Origin of the sequence: Pseudonocardia sp. (assembly GCF_050246655.1) — a bacterium.
Lineage (GTDB): Bacteria > Actinomycetota > Actinomycetes > Mycobacteriales > Pseudonocardiaceae > Pseudonocardia.
This window is the reverse complement of the sequence record NZ_JBFWVQ010000124.1, coordinates 1-15,742: the sequence shown is the minus strand read 5'-3', so window position 1 is coordinate 15,742 and position 15,742 is coordinate 1. Positions and strand designations below refer to the sequence as shown.

Below are 15,742 nucleotides of genomic sequence, written 5' to 3'. Positions count from 1 at the left end.
GTTGATCGCGCTCGCCCGCCGGCTGGTCGACCTCGTCTGGGCCCTGGTCCGCGACAACCGCCGCTTCACCACCGAGGCACCGGCCCCGGCAGCCACAGCGGCTTGACACGGTCATTGAAACTCCTCGTCGGTGGTCCGGGGCCGCACGGGCACCCGGTCCTCGGCGCCGGTTCGTCACCACTGCGACGGCGGCGCACGGCATCGCCGACGATCATCTGGCGGCGCCGTCCGGGACGCCTCGCCCGTACCGGGGGAGATCACCGGGTGGCGTGGATCCGGGCGGCCCCGCGCTCCCGGAGGCCCGCGGCATGACCTCATCCCGACCGGACGACGCGGCGATCCCCGCGGTCGGGCGACGATGTCGCGGTCCGTGGCCTGCGGTCGCCCCGCAGGCCGCTCCGTTCCTCCTCGGAGGGAGGTCGCCGATGGCGGCAGCGCGCCGCATCGAGTTCCGCGTCGCCGGTCAGCCGACCGACCACACCCGTGCGGCCTTCCCCGACATGTCCGTCGAGGAGGCCGCTCCCGAGACGATCATCGTCGGCACGGTGGCCGACGACGCCCAGCTGCACGGCGTGCTCGCGCAGATCCAGGCGCTCGGCCTGCGGGTCGTGTCGATGCACGAGGTGCGCGGGGCCCAGGAGGCGGCCCAGGAGGGCGGCCGGGCCGGCTAGGCCGCGACCGGTCGACGGGGACCGTCAGTCGCCGAGCTCCCGCGCGATCCAGCCGGGGGTGTCGAAGCGTACGGGCAGCGTGCCCACGAGCGTCGCCAGCTGAGACTCGAAGGTGTCGAGCTCTTCCGCACCGATCCGCTGGGCCCAGGTGTCCCGCAGCTCGTCGAAGATCTCCTCGCCGGTACGCAGGACCTCGAGGCCGAGCTCGGTGACCTGGAGACGTTTGCGGCGGGCGTCGTGGGGATCCGGCTCGCGGGTGACGTAGCCGCGCTCCAGCAGCACCGCGATGGTCTTCGCCGCCGACTGCTTGGTGATCGAGAGGTGGCGGCCCAGGTCGGAGGCGCTGTCCGCGCCCGCGACGATGGCCCGCATGGCGAAGTCGTGCACGGGCCGCACGTCGGGGTGACCGCGCCGGGCCAGCTCGACGATCGCGGCGTCGACGAGGGTCCGGAAGCCGCCGAGCAGGGACAGGGCGAGATCGGCGCCGGAGCGTGCCATAGAGAAAAGGCTACGACTCGAAGCACCCGGGATCCCGGAGATGCCGCTCGCGGGCCCGGGCCGACCGTGCCCTCCTCGCGTTCACCGCGAGCGTCGACGGATGCCCGGCAGGAGCCTAGCCGTACAGCTCGATCACGCCGCGCCGGTGCGCGACCGCGACGGCCTCACGGCGGGAGTTGACGCCGAGCTTGCCGTAGATGGCGCGCACGTGGGTCTTCACGGTGCTCTCCGAGACCGTGAGGTCCTCGGCGATCTCGTGGATCGACCGCTGCGTCGGGAGGAGCCGCAGCACGGCGCGCTCGCGGTCGGTGAGGCGCACGGGCGCGTCCTCCCGGGGAAGCGCGGCGTGCGCCTCCAGCGCGCGCACCGCCACCGGTTCGAGGGCGCCGTAGCCGCCCAGCCCGCGGATCAGCAGGTCGACGACCTCGGGCGAGGCGACCGCCAGCGGGCGAACGACGTCGGTCGCGGCGACCTGCTCCAGGGCGCGCTCCAGCGCCTGGCGGGCGGCCGTGCGCCGATCGGCGATCAGGGCCAGCCGGCAGGCGAGCACCTCGGCCTCCGCCACCGTCCACGGACAGCGCACCGGCACGCTCCCGTCGCGCAGGCCGCCGAGCACCTCGAAAGCCGCCGCGTGCCGCCCGCGGTGCTCCTGCCGGCGGGCCTGCAGCAGAAGGAGCTCCCCGGCCCCACCGACGGCGTCGCGCGCCCACGTGAGCAGGGTCCGGGCGAGCTGCTGGTGACCCGTCGCGACGGCACCGGCGTGGACCAGCACCGCCACGGTGGTGAGCCACACGGTGGCGCCGGGATGCGGGGAACGTGCCGCGAGGGCACCGGCACCGCGCAGATCGTCCAGGGCCGCGCTCTCCCGCCCGAGGTCGAGCGACGCCGTCCCGCGCACCGCGAGCAGCAGCGGCGCTGCCGGGGGCGCCGGCCGGGCCTCGCCCGCCGGACCGGCGGACCCGACGAACCGGGAGGCGGGTGCGACCCGGTCCAGCGCGTCCGCGGGCGCCCCGCCCAGGAGGGCGGCGAGCCCCTGCAGGGCATGGGCGTGGACGAGGTCGGCGGGGGACTCGTGGCCGGTCGCGGCGAGCGCATCCGCGGCGCGTCCGGCGAGCGCGGCCAGCTCGCGGTGATCGCCCGCCTCACCCGCCAGGTCGGCCAGCAGGAGCAGCGCGCGGGCGGCGATCACGCCGAGCCCGGCCTCCCGGGCCTGCCGCAGCGCGTCCCGCGCGACCGTGCGGGCCTGCCCGGTGTCGCCACGGTCGCGCAGCGCGGCCGCGAGGTCGAGCAGGAGGGCCGGGACGGCCGCCGTGACCTGGTCGCTGGCCTGGTCAGTGCCCTCATCAGTGTCTTCGTCAGTGTCTTCGTCAATGCCCTCGTCAGTGCCCGGGTGAGCGGCCGGGACGGCCGCGGCGACCGCGAGCTCGGCGGCCACCCGCAGCAGCGCGTGCGGCCCACCCACCGTCGCGGCCCGCCGCGAGCGGAGGACCGCCCCCAGGGTCGCGACGTCCGGCGGGAGCTCCACCGGGAGCCGGGCGCGGGCCGGCTCGACCCGCGCCACGTCCGGGTCGCCGTCCTCGACCGCGAGCAGCGCCGAGAGCAGCCCGACCCGTGGGTCCGCCGGAGGGCCCGCGCGGCGCAGGTGCCGCCTCAGCAGCGCGTGCTGCCCGCGCCCGACCATGGCCACCGCCTGCTCGGCCAGCACCCGCAGATGCAGCGCGGGGTCCCCGGACTCGGCGGCGTGGGCCAGCGCGAGCGTGGGCCGCCCGGCGGGCAGGTACCACCGCGCGGCGATCGCGTGCAGCGCCGCGAGCCGGTCGGGCCTGCGCCGCCTCAGATCGGCCCGGAGGTGGGCGCGCAGGAGCGGGTGCACCCGGTAGGACGTGCGACCGTCGCCCATGCTCAGCACCAGCGACGTCCGCCCCTCCAGCGCGTCGAGCACGCCGGGTGCGTCCGCCCGTCCCGTGAGGGTGGCCGCCAGCTCGCCGGTGAGCTGGTCGCAGACGCTCACGTCGCGCAGGAGGTCGCAGACGTCGGCGGGGAGGCGGTCGAGGATCTCGCAGACCAGGTACTCGGCGACGGCGCGGTCGTTCGCGGCGAAGTCCATGAGGAACCGGTCCGCGTCGTCACGGGTGCGCAGCGACATCGCGGCCATGCGCACCCCCGCGGGCCATCCCTCGGTCTGCTCGACGAGCAGACGCACCTGGTCCGGCCGGACGTCCACGTCGGCCTGGGCGAGCACGAGCGCGGCCTCCTCGACGGAGAACCGCAGATCGCGGGCCCGGACCTCGTGCAGCTCCCCGGCAAGGCGCATCCGGGCCAGGTGCAGCGGCGGATCCGTCCGCCCGGACAGCACGAGGTGCAGCTGCGGCGGGCGGTGCCGGACCAGGGCGGCGAGCCCGCGCAGCGGCTCCGGGGAGGTGATCTCGTGGACGTCGTCGAGCACGAGTGCCACGGGCCGCCGCGCCTCGGCGAGGGCGTTCACGATCTGGGGCACGATCGCGGGGACCAGCGTGGGGACGACGGTGGCGGCCAACCCGTCGTCCGTGGTGGGGTGTGGCGGGAGGTCCGGTGCGTCCCGCCACGTCCGCTCGGGCACGGCCGGGCAGCCCGCGAGCGCGGCGAGCACCGCCGCCCAGAACGCGCGGCCGTCGTTGTCGCCCTCGTCGAACGACACCCAGGCGACGCTCTCGGGGCGCCTACGGGCCCAGTCCGCGAGCGTGAGCGTCTTGCCGTACCCGGCGGGCGCGCTGACGACGGTGAGCTGGCCCGGCGCCCGCGCGTCCAGGCGGGCGACCAGGCGCGGCCGCGGCACGAAGGGTTGCGGGACCCGCGGCACCGCGATCTTCGCGCCGGGCACCGCTCGCCGTGCGTCGCCCCCACCCCCGACGATCACGCTTCCCGAGGCTAGGAGGTCACGACGCTCCCGGACAGGGCCGAAGTGACGATCGGGTAAGCCGATCGGCACGCCCGGTCGGGGGGTCGCTGGCCCTGGCGCGTCCCACCACCCGCCCGGTGCGGACGGCGCGCCCCGGGTCGGGTGCTCAGCCCAGCCCTCCGGTGGCGAGCATCCCGCCGTCGATCCGCACCGTCTCGCCGGTGATCCAGCCGGCGGCATCGGAAGCGAGGAAGGCCACCACGCGGGCGACGTCCTCGGGCGTCCCGAGGCGCTTCATGGGGTAGGCCGCGGCGACCTCCTCCTCGCCGCGGGCGTAGAGCGCGGTGGCGAACTTCGTCTTCACCACGGCCGGGGCGACCGCGTTCACCCGGATCGTCGGCCCGAGCTGCCAGGCCAGCTCCTCGGTGAGCCGGATCAGCGCGGCCTTGGACGCGCCGTAGGCGCCGATCACCCCGGTGGACCGCAGGCCCGCGACGGAGGCGAGGTTGACGATCGCGCCGCCGTGCTCGCCCATCCACGCCCGGTGGGCGAGCTGCACGAAGCCGAGCGCGGCGACGACGTTGAGGTCGAAGATCTTGCGCACGGCGTCGAGGTCCGCGTCGACGAGCGGGCCGTACTGCGGGTTGATGCCGGTGTTGTTCACGAGGATGCCGAGCGAGCCGAACGTCTCGACCGTCCGGGCGACCGCCTCCTCCCGGGCCGCCGCCGAGCCCGCGTTGCCCGCGACGGCCAGCACCCTGCCCTTGTCACCGCCCGCCGGGCCCGCCACCAGCTCGTCCGCGGCCGCGGCGAGCTCGTCCGGCTTGCGGGCGGTGATCGTCACCGCGGCGCCGCGGCTGAGCAGCTCGGCGGCGATGGCGTGCCCGATGCCGCGGCTCGCGCCGGTGACGAGGGCGGCCCGCCCGGACAGGTCGGACGGCTGGTCGACGGTGACGGCCGTGATGTCGCTCATTGCCGGAACCCTACTTTCCGAACCCGGTCGCGCACGCCGGTAACCTGGACTCCGGGTAGCGGCCGGGTCCGAGTCTCCCGCGCCGGCCCCGCCGACCCCCATCTGGAGCGCCTTCTCGTGATCACCGCCACCGACCTGGAACTGCGTGCCGGGTCCCGGATCCTGTTGTCCGGGGCCACGCTGCGCGTCCAGCCGGGCGACCGGATCGGCCTCGTCGGCCGCAACGGAGCGGGCAAGACCACCATGATGCGGGTGCTGGCGGGGGAGGGCGAGCCGTACGCGGGCGCGGTGACGGCGAACTCCGCGGTCGGCTACCTCCCGCAGGATCCGCGCGAGGGCGACCTGGCGGTCGCCGCGAAGGACAGGGTGCTGTCCGCCCGTGGACTCGACGAGATGCTGCGGCGGATGGAGAAGGCCCAGTCGGCGATGGCCGAGCTGGTGGACGGCGTGCAGAACGAGCGGGCGGTGCGCGAGTACGGGCGCATCGAGGAGCGGTTCTCCGCCCTCGGCGGGTACGCGGCCGAGAGCGACGCCGCCCGGATCTGCGCGCACCTCGGCCTGCCGGACCGGGTGCTCACCCAGTCCGTCGCCACGCTGTCGGGCGGGCAGCGTCGCCGCGTGGAGCTGGCCCGGATCCTGTTCGCCGCCTCGGACGGCGGGACCGAGAGCGCCACCTCGCTGCTCCTGGACGAGCCGACCAACCACCTGGACGCGGACTCGATCACGTGGCTGCGCTCGTTCCTGCAGACGCACGCCGGCGGGCTCGTCGTGATCAGCCACGACACCGAGCTGCTGGCCGCTGTCGTCAACAAGGTGTGGTTCCTCGACGCCACGCGCAGCGAGGTCGACGTCTACAACATGGACTGGAAGCGCTACCTGGAGGCACGGGCCACCGACGAGAAGCGCCGCCGCCGCGAACGGGCGAACGCCGAGAAGAAGGCGGCCGCGCTGCACGCGCAGGCGCTGAAGATGGGTGCGAAGGCCACCAAGGCCGTCGCGGCGAAGAACATGGCGCGGCGCGCGGACGAGCTCCTCTCCGGGCTCGAACCCACCCGGCGCAGCGACCGGGTGGCCCGGATCCGCTTCCCCGATCCCGCGCCGTGCGGGCGCACCCCGCTCACGGCCGAGGGTCTGTCGAAGGCGTTCGGCTCGCTCGAGGTGTTCACCGGCGTGGACCTGGCCGTGGACCGCGGGGCGAAGGTCGTCGTCCTCGGCCTGAACGGCGCGGGCAAGACCACCCTGCTGCGGCTGCTCGCGGGCACCGAGACCCCGGACGCGGGGGAGGTGGTGCCCGGCCACGGCCTGCGGGTCGGCTACTACGCGCAGGAGCACGACACGCTGGACCTGGACGCGAGCGTGTGGGCGAACGTCCGGCACGCCTCCCCGGACACCCCGGAGCAGCAGCTGCGCACGTTGCTCGGCTCGTTCATGTTCGCGGGCGAGCAGCTCGAGCAGCCAGCAGGGACGCTCTCGGGCGGGGAGAAGACGCGGCTGGCGCTCGCGGGGTTGGTGTCCAGCTCGGCGAACGTGCTGCTGCTCGACGAGCCGACGAACAACCTCGATCCCGCGAGCCGCGAGCAGGTGCTGGACGCCCTGCGCCGCTTCACGGGCGCGGTCGTGCTGGTCACCCACGATCCGGGGGCCGTGGAGGCCCTCCGACCGGACAAGGTCATCGTGCTGCCGGACGGTACGGAGGACCATTGGTCGGCGGACTACCTCGAACTCGTCCAATTGGCCTAACCGCCCGGCGCACGGCGGAGTCCGCTGAAGGTCCACTTCCGGGTGCCCGCCCGCAGTCGACCGATCACCCGAACGCGTGATCCGTTCGGGGCAACCGTTCACCGATCACCGAGTGGATCTCCTGTTCCTCGGTGTGATCTGTGGTCGATCATTGCCGGACCGAGGAGCAACAGTGCATCGGTCGCGGGTGACCGCGAAGGGGTCAAAGGAGGGGTGCGTCCGCATGGCAGACCTCAAGAAGGGTGCCCGGATCACCGGGCCACAGCGCGACAAGCTGGCCACCGACCTGCGCAAGAAGTACGAGAAGGGCGCGAGCATCCGCGCGCTCGCCGAGCAGACCGGGCGGTCCTACGGGTTTGTCCACCGTGTGCTCAGCGAGACGGGAGTGACGCTGCGCGGGCGCGGTGGCGCTACGCGAACCAAGAAGAAGTAGGTCGTCCCACACACCACCGGGTGTCGCCCGGAACCCCTCACTCCCGCAGGTGCCCTCGCGGCATCCGGTGGCGGACGGTAGTGATCTCGGCCCCGTGATCAGGCCGCACCCCGTGTCACCCGCCGGAAACACGCGCGACGTAGCGTCACGGCTCGTGACGGCACCTGGTCCTCGCGGCCGCCCCCGCAGAGCGCCCACCGGCGAGGTCGCGGCGTTCCTGGACCGGCTGGCCGCTCCGCGTGCCGCAGGCGCCGACGGCGTACTCGCCGAGCTGCGCCGGGTCATCCTCGCCGGAGACGCACCGCCGGGGCTCACCATCCCGGCCGAGGACGTCGCCGCCGTCTTCGGGGTCAGCGTGATCCCGGTACGGGAGGCGCTGAAGACCCTGGTGGGCGAGGGGCTGGTCGAGCACCGCACGCGCGGGGCCTACCGCGTCGCCCGGCTCACCCGCGCCGAGCTCGTCGAGCTCTACGTCGTACGCGGCACCCTGGAGCAGGCCGCGCTCGCGTCGTCCACGGTCCGGGCCACGCCGGCGGACCATGCCCTGGCCCGCGAGCGGCACGACGGCCTGGACCGGGCGCTGCGCGCCGACGACGGGCGCGCCTACCACCGCGGGAGCCGCCTGTTCCACATCGCGCTCGTCGAGCCGTCGGGGATGCGCCGGCTGCAGGCCATGCTGGAGGCGGCCTGGAACCTCACCGAGCCCTACCAGCTCATGTCGCACGTCGGGCCCGCCGAGCGGGAGGCTCTGCACGACGAGCACCGCGGCATGCTCGCCGCGTTCACCGCGGGCCGCACCGCGGAGCTCCTGGTCTGCGCCGCCGCACACCACGACCACCTGCGCCGGGTGCTCGTCGACCTGGAGGAATGGCCGGCGTGCGGATCCTGATCGTCAACCCGAACACCACCGCGTCGATGACGGCGCTGATCGGGGAGTGCGGGGCGGTCGCGGCGTCCGCGGGCACCGTCGTGGACGCCGTGACGCCGTCGATGGGGCCCGCCTCCATCGAGAGCCACTACGACGAGGCGCTCGCCGTGCCCGGGCTGCTCGCGGAGATCGCGCGAGCCGAGCGGGAGAGCCGCGCGGACGCCTACGTCGTGGCCTGCTTCGGCGATCCCGGGCTGGACGCCGCCCGCGAGCTCGCGCGCGGCCCGGTCGTCGGCGTCGCGGAGGCCGCGATGCGCACCGCCTGCTACCTCGGCCGCGGCTTCACCGTGGTGACGACGCTCGCGCGCACGGCGGGGCGCGCGTGGGACCTCGCCGAGCGCTACGGCGCCGGTCCCTTCTGCCGCAACGTGCGGTCGTGCGAGATCCCCGTGCTCGAACTGGAGGACCCCGCGTCGGCCGCGCGGGCGCGGATCACCGACGAGTGCCGCCGCGCGGTCGCGGAGGACGGGTGCGACGCGATCGTCCTCGGCTGCGCCGGGATGGCCGATCTCGCCGCGGACATCGCCGCGGAGGTGGGCGTGCCGGTGGTCGACGGGGTGGCGGCGGCGGTGCGCACCGCCGAGACGCTCGTGGCGCTGGGCCTCACCACCGGTTCCCGGGGCGAGTACGCCCCGCCTCCGGCCAAGCCGTACACCGGCATGCTCGCGGACTTCCAGATGCGCTGACCAATTATATGTTTCGGGTCGCCGAACCCGTGGAACGAGTCTGTGAACAACGGTTCCCGGCCCTCTTCTCCCGTCCCGCCGCGAATCTACCGTCGGCGCACGGTCGAATTCTGCGACGCGGAGGGAAGAGATGAGCGAAGCCGTCGACGAATCGGTGGCGCCCGCGGGCGCCGTCCGCACCAGCCCGGAGTACGACCCCCGGCTGACGAACGAGGATCTCGCACCGCTTCGGAAGCAGAGCTGGACCTCCTACAACTTCTTTGCGTTCTGGATGTCCGACGTCCACAGCGTCGGCGGCTACCTCACGGCCGGGAGCCTCTTCGCTCTCGGACTCGCGGCGTGGCAGGTGCTGATCGCGCTGCTCATCGGCATCACGATCGTCTACTTCCTGTGCAACCTCGTGGCCCGCCCGAGCCAGGCGACGGGAACGCCGTACCCGGTGATCTCGCGGGTGTCCTTCGGCGTGCTCGGGGCGAACATCCCCGCGATCATCCGCGGCCTCATCGCGGTCGCCTGGTACGGCATCCAGACCTATCTCGCCTCCGCGTCGCTCGTGGTGGTGGCCCTGAAGCTCTGGCCGGGCCTCGCGCCGTACGCGGATGCCGACCTCTACGGTTTCACCGGGCTCTCGCTCGTCGGCTGGGTGGCGTTCCTCGTCATGTGGGTCGTGCAGGCGGCGGTGTTCTGGAAGGGAATGGAGGCCATTCGCCGGTTCATCGACTTCTGCGGCCCGGCCGTGTACGTCGTCATGTTCCTGCTCGCGGGCTACCTCGTCATGGAGGCCGGGTGGGAGAACATCGACCTGAACCTGGCCGAGGTCAGCATCACCGGCTGGGCGGTCGTGCCGGTCATGCTCACGGCGATCGCGCTCGTGGTCTCCTACTTCTCGGGCCCGATGCTCAACTACGGCGACTTCTCCCGCTACGGCAAGTCGTTCGCCGCGGTGAAGAAGGGCAACTTCCTCGGCCTGCCGGTGAACTTCCTCGTGTTCGCGCTCCTCGTGGTGATCACGGCGGCCGCGACCGTGCCGGTGTTCGGCGAACTGCTCACCGACCCCGTGGAGACGGTCGCGCGGCTGGACAACACGTTCGCCGTCGTGCTCGGCGCGCTCACCTTCATGATCGCCACGGTGGGGATCAACATCGTCGCGAACTTCGTCTCACCGGCGTTCGACTTCTCCAACGTCAACCCGCAGAAGATCAGCTGGCGCACCGGCGGCATGATCGCCGCCATCGGCTCGGTGCTGCTCACGCCGTGGAACCTGTACTCGAGCCCCGAGGTCATCCACTACACGCTGGACACCCTGGGCGCCTTCATCGGCCCGCTCTACGGCGTGCTCATCGCGGACTACTACCTGGTGAAGAAGCAGAAGGTGGACGTCGACGCGCTCTACACGCTCCAGCCAACGGGTGCCTACCACTACAGGCGCGGCTACAACCTCGTCGCGGTCGTCGCGACGGCCGCGGGCGCGGTGCTCGCGATGCTGGTGGTCTTCCTCGGTTCCTCGGACGCCGCCGCGTCCAGCTGGTTCATCGGGGCCGGCGTGGCCTTCGCCCTGCATTGGTCGCTGTCGCGGCGCCGGGCGGCCTCGGGGGACCCGGTGGACACGGCGACGGTCTGATCGCGGCGCCTCCCGCGCCCGCCCGGGCGCCGTCACCACCCGCCAGGGACTATGGCGGGTGGTGACGGCGTTGCACCTGGCAGGTGTAACGGTGTAAGCGGGAGGCTGGATGGATCGGGCCTGGGGAATGCTGCGCAGCGTGGCGCGGGCGGCGGACACGCCGCGGAAGGTCAAGAAGGGCACGATCCCGCGGATCTGGGGCTACGTACGCCCCTACCGCGGGTGGCTCGCGGCGTTCCTGCTGCTCACCGTGCTGTCGGCCGGGGTCGGCGTCGCCACGCCGATCCTCGCCGGGCGGGTGGTCAACGAGATCGTCGCGGGCGGGCAGGTGGACGCGGCGGCAGCCGTCGTCGTGGGTCTGGCCGCCGGCATCGCCGCGCTCGCGATCCTCGAGGCCGTCGTCGGGCTCGTGTCGCGCTGGTTCTCCTCCCGGATCGGGGAGGGCCTCATCGTGGACCTGCGCCGCGCGGTGTTCGAGCACGTCCAGCGCATGCCCGTGGCGTTCTTCACCCGCACCCGCACCGGCGCGCTGGTGAGCCGCCTCAACTCCGACGTCGTCGGCGCCCAGTCGGCCGTCACCACCACGCTCGCGGCAGTGCTCTCCAACGTCATCCAGCTGACGCTGGCCCTGGCGGTCATGATCACGTTGGCCTGGCAGGTCACGCTGCTCGCACTCCTCCTGCTACCGGTGTTCGTCCTGCCCGCCCGGCGGATGGGACGCACCATCGCCGACCTGCGGCGCGAGACCGCGGACCTCAACGCCGGCATGAGCACCCAGATGACCGAGCGGTTCTCCGCGCCCGGCGCCACGCTCGTGAAGCTCTTCGGCCGCCCCGAGGAGGAGGCCCTGGAGTTCGGCGAGCGCGCCCAGCGGGTGCGCGACATCGGCGTGCGCACGGCGATGGTGTCGCGGGTGTTCGTCACCGCGCTGTCGCTGGTCTCGGCGCTGGCCCAGGCCCTGGTGTACGGGCTGGGCGGCTACCTCGCCGTCACCGGCGCGATCGCGCCCGGCACGGTCGTCACGCTCGCGCTGCTGCTCACCCGCCTGTACTCGCCGATGACGGCGCTGGCCAACGCCCGCGTGGACGTCATGGGTGCGCTGGTGTCGTTCGAGCGGGTCTTCGAGGTCCTCGACCTGCAGCCCATGATCACCGAGAAGTCCGGGGCGCGTGCCCTGCCGGACGGGCCGGTGTCGGTCGCGCTGCGCGACGTGCGGTTCGCCTACCCCAGCGCCGAGCGGGTCTCCCTCGCCTCCCTCGAGGACGTCGCCGTGCTGGACCGCCGCGCGAACGACGAGGTGCTGCACGGGGTGAGCCTGGAGGTCGGCGGCGGCAAGCTCCTCGCGCTCGTCGGATCCTCGGGGGCGGGCAAGTCCACCATCGCCGCCCTCGTGCCGCGCCTCTACGACGTGGACGGGGGCAGCGTCGAGCTCTCGGGGATCGACGTGCGCGACCTGACGTTCGCCGCCGTCCGCGGCGCCGTCGGGGTGGTGACCCAGGACGGGCACCTTTTCCACGACACCATCCGCGCCAACCTCCGCTACGCCGCTCCCGACGCCACGGACGAGGAGCTCGTGGACGCGCTGCTCCGGGCGCGGCTGGGCGACCTGCTCGACGACCTCCCGGACGGCCTGGACACCGTCGTGGGGGAGCGGGGCTACCGGCTCTCCGGCGGCGAGCGCCAGCGCCTCACGATCGCGCGCCTGCTGCTCGCGAAGCCGCGGGTGGTGATCCTCGACGAGGCCACCGCACACCTGGACTCCGAGTCGGAGGCGGCGGTGCAGGCCGCGCTCGTCGAGGCCCTCGACGGCCGGACGGCGATCGTCATCGCCCACCGGCTCTCGACGGTGCGGGCCGCGGACGAGATCGCGGTCGTCGAAGGCGGACGGATCGTCGAGCGCGGGACGCACGACGAGCTGCTCGCCGCGGGCGGGCGCTACGCCACCCTGTACTGGACGCAGTTCGCGGGCGATCCGGCCGAGGACGAGCCGGTGAGGGCGGTCGAGTGCGGGATCGAGGGCTGCACGGTGCGGCACCGGGAGCCGCACGCGGTCGGCTGACCCCTGGCCGCGGTCAGCCCGTCGGCGCCGGCGTGTGTCCCCCGTGCGTCACCGGCGCCGACTCGGACTGGCCCTCGGAGTTGAGCACGTCCACGACGGCCATCATCCCGAGGTCCTCGTGGGCGAGGATGTGGCAGTGGAAGACGTACTTCCCGGTGAAGTCGTCGAACGGGTTGAGGATCATGACCTCGCCACCCTGCGGGACCGGCACGGTGTCCTGGTGGCCGCGCGCGTCGTAGGGCCTGCCGTCGATCGAGACGACCTGGAAGTCGTTGATGTGGATGTGGAACGGGTGCTGTTCCTGGGTCTGGTTGACGATCGTCCACCGCTCCACGGTGCCGACCGTCGGCGTGACGTCGATGCGGGTCGGGTCGAACTGCTTGCCGTCGATGAAGAACTCGTTGGCGGCGTTCTTCTCGGTGAAGACGATCCGCCGATCCTGCGCGACGGGTTCGGTGCGCAGGTCGCGCTCGGGGATGAGTGAGGTGGGCAGCTCCGCGCGCTCGACCGCCGCGCCCTCGGAGACCAGCGTCGCGAGCCGGGCCTCGGGGTACTGGTCGCCGGTGGTGCCCTGGTTGTACGCCCGCGTGCGGAGCTCGTAGGTGCCGGGGGCGGCACCCTGGACGAGCACCTCGTAGCGCTTCCCCGGCGGCATGACGAGGTGCTCGGCCTCCCAGACCTCCCACACCGGGTCCGCGTCCTCGGCGATCACCCACATCCGGTGGCCGGTGAGCTCGACGTCGTACCAGATGTCCGCGCCGATGTTGGCGACGTGCCACACCTGGGTCTCGCCGGGGGCGATCGTCATCCGCGGGTCGACCTCGCCGTTGACCACGCGCGTCGTCGGGGCGCCGGAGTCGATGTTGTCTGCGGGGATGGCGCCGTCCTGCACCTGGAAGTCACGCAGCGCGAGGTACTGCTCCGTCGCGCCCTGGATCGGGTCCGGCAGTAGGTCGGTGAGCCCCTCCACCACGAGCATTCCGGACAGCCCGCCGAAGACCTGGCCCTCGCTCATCCCGTGGATGTGCGAGTGGTACCAGTACAGGCCCGGCTCGTGGTCCGGTGGGATCTGCAGGGAGTAGTGCTCGGTCGCACCCGGCGGCGTCTGGCGGAAGATGTTGTCCGAGTCGCCCTGCGGCGAGACGTGCATGCCGTGGAAGTGCAGGTTCGCGGGGGCGTCCAGCTGGTTGACCAGCTCGACGTCGAGGGAGTCGCCGGGTCGCACCCGGATGGTGGGCGCAGCGAAGGCGCCGTTGAACACCCGCGCCTGCAGCGTCTTCCCGTCGATCTCGACGGCCTTGTCCTCGGCGGTCAGCGTGACGTTCACGGTCGACGGAGCGGCGGGTGCGGCAGCGTCTCCTGGCGCACCCGCGCATCCCGCGAGGGGCAACAGGACGCATGCGGCGAGCACGCGCAGGATCCGGATGTTCACGACGGGGCCCCCTCACACCGAAGTGGACGCGATCAACCGCGTTGATCGTGTCGCAGTCTGACGACGATCACGATCCTCGTCAGCGGCTGAACGGACGCATCACTGCCGGTCGGGGTGCCGTCACGGCGTGCAGATCCGGCGGGCCGGGTACGTCCCGGTTCGATCTGATGGGCCGGTCTTCTGGGCCGGTCTTCCGGGCCCGGTCGGATGGCCCGGTCGGATGGCCCGATGGGCGCTGTGGGAGGGCGGTGGCCACGCCCTCGGCGGCTCGCCGGGTCGCGCCGAGCTCGTAGGTCCCGCGCCTACCTCGCAGGGGCCCGCGCCGCTTCGCAGGTCCCGCCTCCGTCTCGCAGAGGCCTGCGCGCTTCTTCGCAGGGCCCGGCGCCGCTTCGCAGAGGCCTGCGCGCTTCTTCGCAGGGCCCGGCGCCGCCTCGCAGGGGCTGCAGCGCCTGCGAGGAGTGCGCGAAGCCTGCGAGGCCGCCCCGGACCCGCGGGCGCAACCCCGCATTGGACTCGCCCGCGCCCCGGACGTTCCCGCGCGCGTGGGCGGTGGCACACACCCGCGGGCGGTGGCACATACCGCCGGCAGTGTGTGCGAGCGCCACCGGGCGTGTGCGAGCGCCGCGGGGTGTGTGCGAGGACCCGGGCGACCCGGGCGACGCGGACACACCGCCACCGTTCCGACCGGCGCGGCGGCGCCCGCCACCCACAGGCACGCCGCGCCCCCAACTTCACCGGCGCGTCGCGCCGAACCTCACCGGCGCGCCGCCCCCCACCTCACCGGCGCACGGCGTGTTCCACCACATCCAGCACGGCGGCCAGGCCGTCCGTCGGGCGCCCGGTGGCGAGGTACGACGCCAGGCCCTCCAGCACCAGCTCCAGGTACCGGGCGAGCACGGGCACCGGCACGTCGTCGCGCAGGATCCCCGCCGCGGCCTGGCGTTCCAGCCGCGACCGGGTCGCGGCGGTGAGCGCCTCGGCGTGGGCCGCCCAGTGTTCGCGGAAGGCCGGCTCGGTGCGGCCGCGGCGGGCGACCTCCAGGAACGTGCCCGCCCAGTCCTGCGTCTCCGGTGCGGTGACCAGGAGCCGCATCACCTGGACGAGGCCCTGCTCGGCGACGATGTCGGCCATGCGCTGCGCGTCCTGCTCGGCGAGCGCGAGGAACAGGGCCTCCTTGTCCCGGAAGTGGTGGAAGATCGCCCCCCGGGACAGGCCCGTGGCCTCCTCGAGCCGCCGCACCGTCGCACCCTCGTAGCCGTGGCGGGTGAAGCAGGCGCGTGCGCCGTCCAGGATCTGCTGGCGACGGGCGGCGAGCCGGTCGGTGCTGACGCGCGGCATCCGCGCAGGATAGTTCAGCGAGACGTACGTACGGCTTGGGAAGCCGGGTTCAGACGGCTGTGGCGGCGCCCGTAGGCGAAGTAGACGACCAACCCGATCACCATCCAGGCGAGGAACCGCAGCCAGGTGTCGACGGCGAGGAACATCATCAGCGTCAGGCACGCGAGCACCGCGAGGATCGGCAGCACCGGCACGAACGGCGTGCGGAACGCCCGCGGCAGGTCCGGGGCCGTCCGGCGCAGGATGATCACCGCGATGGCCACCAGCACGAACGCGAAGAGCGTGCCGATGTTCACCAGCTCGGCCAGCGCGTCCAGCGGCAGCAGCCCGGCGAGGAGGGCCACGACGACGCCGACGCCGATCGTGATGCGGTAGGGCGTGCCGAACCGCGGGTGCACCTTCGCGAGGCCGCGCGGCAGCAGCCCGTCGCGGCTCATCGCGAACGCCACCCGCGCCTGCCCCAGCATGAGGATCATCATCACCGT

The 15,742-nt window shown here is 73.4% G+C and carries 13 protein-coding genes; 7 read left to right on the top strand and 6 right to left on the bottom strand.

The window, feature by feature from the left end:
• The first annotated feature begins 425 nt into the window (after positions 1-425).
• Positions 426-671, top strand: coding sequence for a hypothetical protein (locus tag AB7J25_RS26230; RefSeq protein ID WP_428513225.1), 246 nt, complete (start codon positions 426-428; stop codon positions 669-671).
• A gap of 24 nt (positions 672-695) precedes the next feature.
• On the opposite strand, the gene AB7J25_RS26225 is transcribed toward AB7J25_RS26230, so the two are convergent.
• From AB7J25_RS26225 to AB7J25_RS26215, 3 genes are all read right to left on the bottom strand, one after another.
• The gene (locus tag AB7J25_RS26225) at positions 696-1,169 is read right to left on the bottom strand and encodes a MarR family winged helix-turn-helix transcriptional regulator (protein WP_428513223.1); all 474 of its coding nucleotides are present in this window, start codon (positions 1,167-1,169) and stop codon (positions 696-698) included.
• A 115-nt stretch (positions 1,170-1,284) separates the two neighbouring features.
• Positions 1,285-4,065, bottom strand: coding sequence for a LuxR C-terminal-related transcriptional regulator (locus tag AB7J25_RS26220; RefSeq protein ID WP_428513221.1), 2,781 nt, complete (start codon positions 4,063-4,065; stop codon positions 1,285-1,287).
• Positions 4,066-4,213: 148 nt separating this feature from the next.
• On the bottom strand, positions 4,214-5,020 hold the full coding sequence (locus AB7J25_RS26215) for an SDR family oxidoreductase (protein WP_428513219.1): 807 nt from the start codon (positions 5,018-5,020) through the stop codon (positions 4,214-4,216).
• Between the two features lie 117 nt (positions 5,021-5,137).
• On the opposite strand from AB7J25_RS26215, the gene AB7J25_RS26210 reads away from it, so the two are divergent.
• From AB7J25_RS26210 to AB7J25_RS26185, 6 genes are all read left to right on the top strand, one after another.
• Positions 5,138-6,760, top strand: a complete 1,623-nt coding sequence (locus AB7J25_RS26210; protein WP_428513217.1) for an ABC-F family ATP-binding cassette domain-containing protein — start codon at positions 5,138-5,140, stop codon at positions 6,758-6,760.
• Positions 6,761-6,983: 223 nt separating this feature from the next.
• Positions 6,984-7,193, top strand: coding sequence for a helix-turn-helix domain-containing protein (locus AB7J25_RS26205; RefSeq protein ID WP_428513215.1), 210 nt, complete (start codon positions 6,984-6,986; stop codon positions 7,191-7,193).
• Between the two features lie 154 nt (positions 7,194-7,347).
• Complete coding sequence (locus tag AB7J25_RS26200; protein WP_428513213.1) at positions 7,348-8,082, top strand: GntR family transcriptional regulator; 735 nt, start codon at positions 7,348-7,350, stop codon at positions 8,080-8,082.
• A complete protein-coding gene (locus tag AB7J25_RS26195) occupies positions 8,070-8,807 on the top strand; it encodes an aspartate/glutamate racemase family protein (protein WP_428513211.1) in 738 nt (245 codons plus the stop codon). Before AB7J25_RS26200 ends, AB7J25_RS26195 begins: the two co-directional genes overlap by 13 nt.
• Before the next feature lie 130 nt (positions 8,808-8,937).
• The gene (locus tag AB7J25_RS26190) at positions 8,938-10,428 is read left to right on the top strand and encodes an NCS1 family nucleobase:cation symporter-1 (protein WP_428513209.1); all 1,491 of its coding nucleotides are present in this window, start codon (positions 8,938-8,940) and stop codon (positions 10,426-10,428) included.
• A 109-nt stretch (positions 10,429-10,537) separates the two neighbouring features.
• The gene (locus AB7J25_RS26185; protein WP_428513207.1) at positions 10,538-12,487 is read left to right on the top strand and encodes an ABC transporter ATP-binding protein; all 1,950 of its coding nucleotides are present in this window, start codon (positions 10,538-10,540) and stop codon (positions 12,485-12,487) included.
• Between the two features lie 13 nt (positions 12,488-12,500).
• Here AB7J25_RS26185 and AB7J25_RS26180 read toward each other — a convergent pair whose 3' ends face one another.
• From AB7J25_RS26180 to AB7J25_RS26170, 3 genes are all read right to left on the bottom strand, one after another.
• Complete coding sequence (locus tag AB7J25_RS26180; protein ID WP_428513205.1) at positions 12,501-13,919, bottom strand: multicopper oxidase family protein; 1,419 nt, start codon at positions 13,917-13,919, stop codon at positions 12,501-12,503.
• Positions 13,920-14,696: 777 nt separating this feature from the next.
• Positions 14,697-15,257, bottom strand: coding sequence for a TetR/AcrR family transcriptional regulator (locus AB7J25_RS26175; RefSeq protein WP_428513203.1), 561 nt, complete (start codon positions 15,255-15,257; stop codon positions 14,697-14,699).
• 14 nt (positions 15,258-15,271) lie between these two features.
• The coding region (locus AB7J25_RS26170; RefSeq protein ID WP_428513201.1) for an amino acid permease at positions 15,272-15,742 on the bottom strand (471 nt) is incomplete at its 5' end.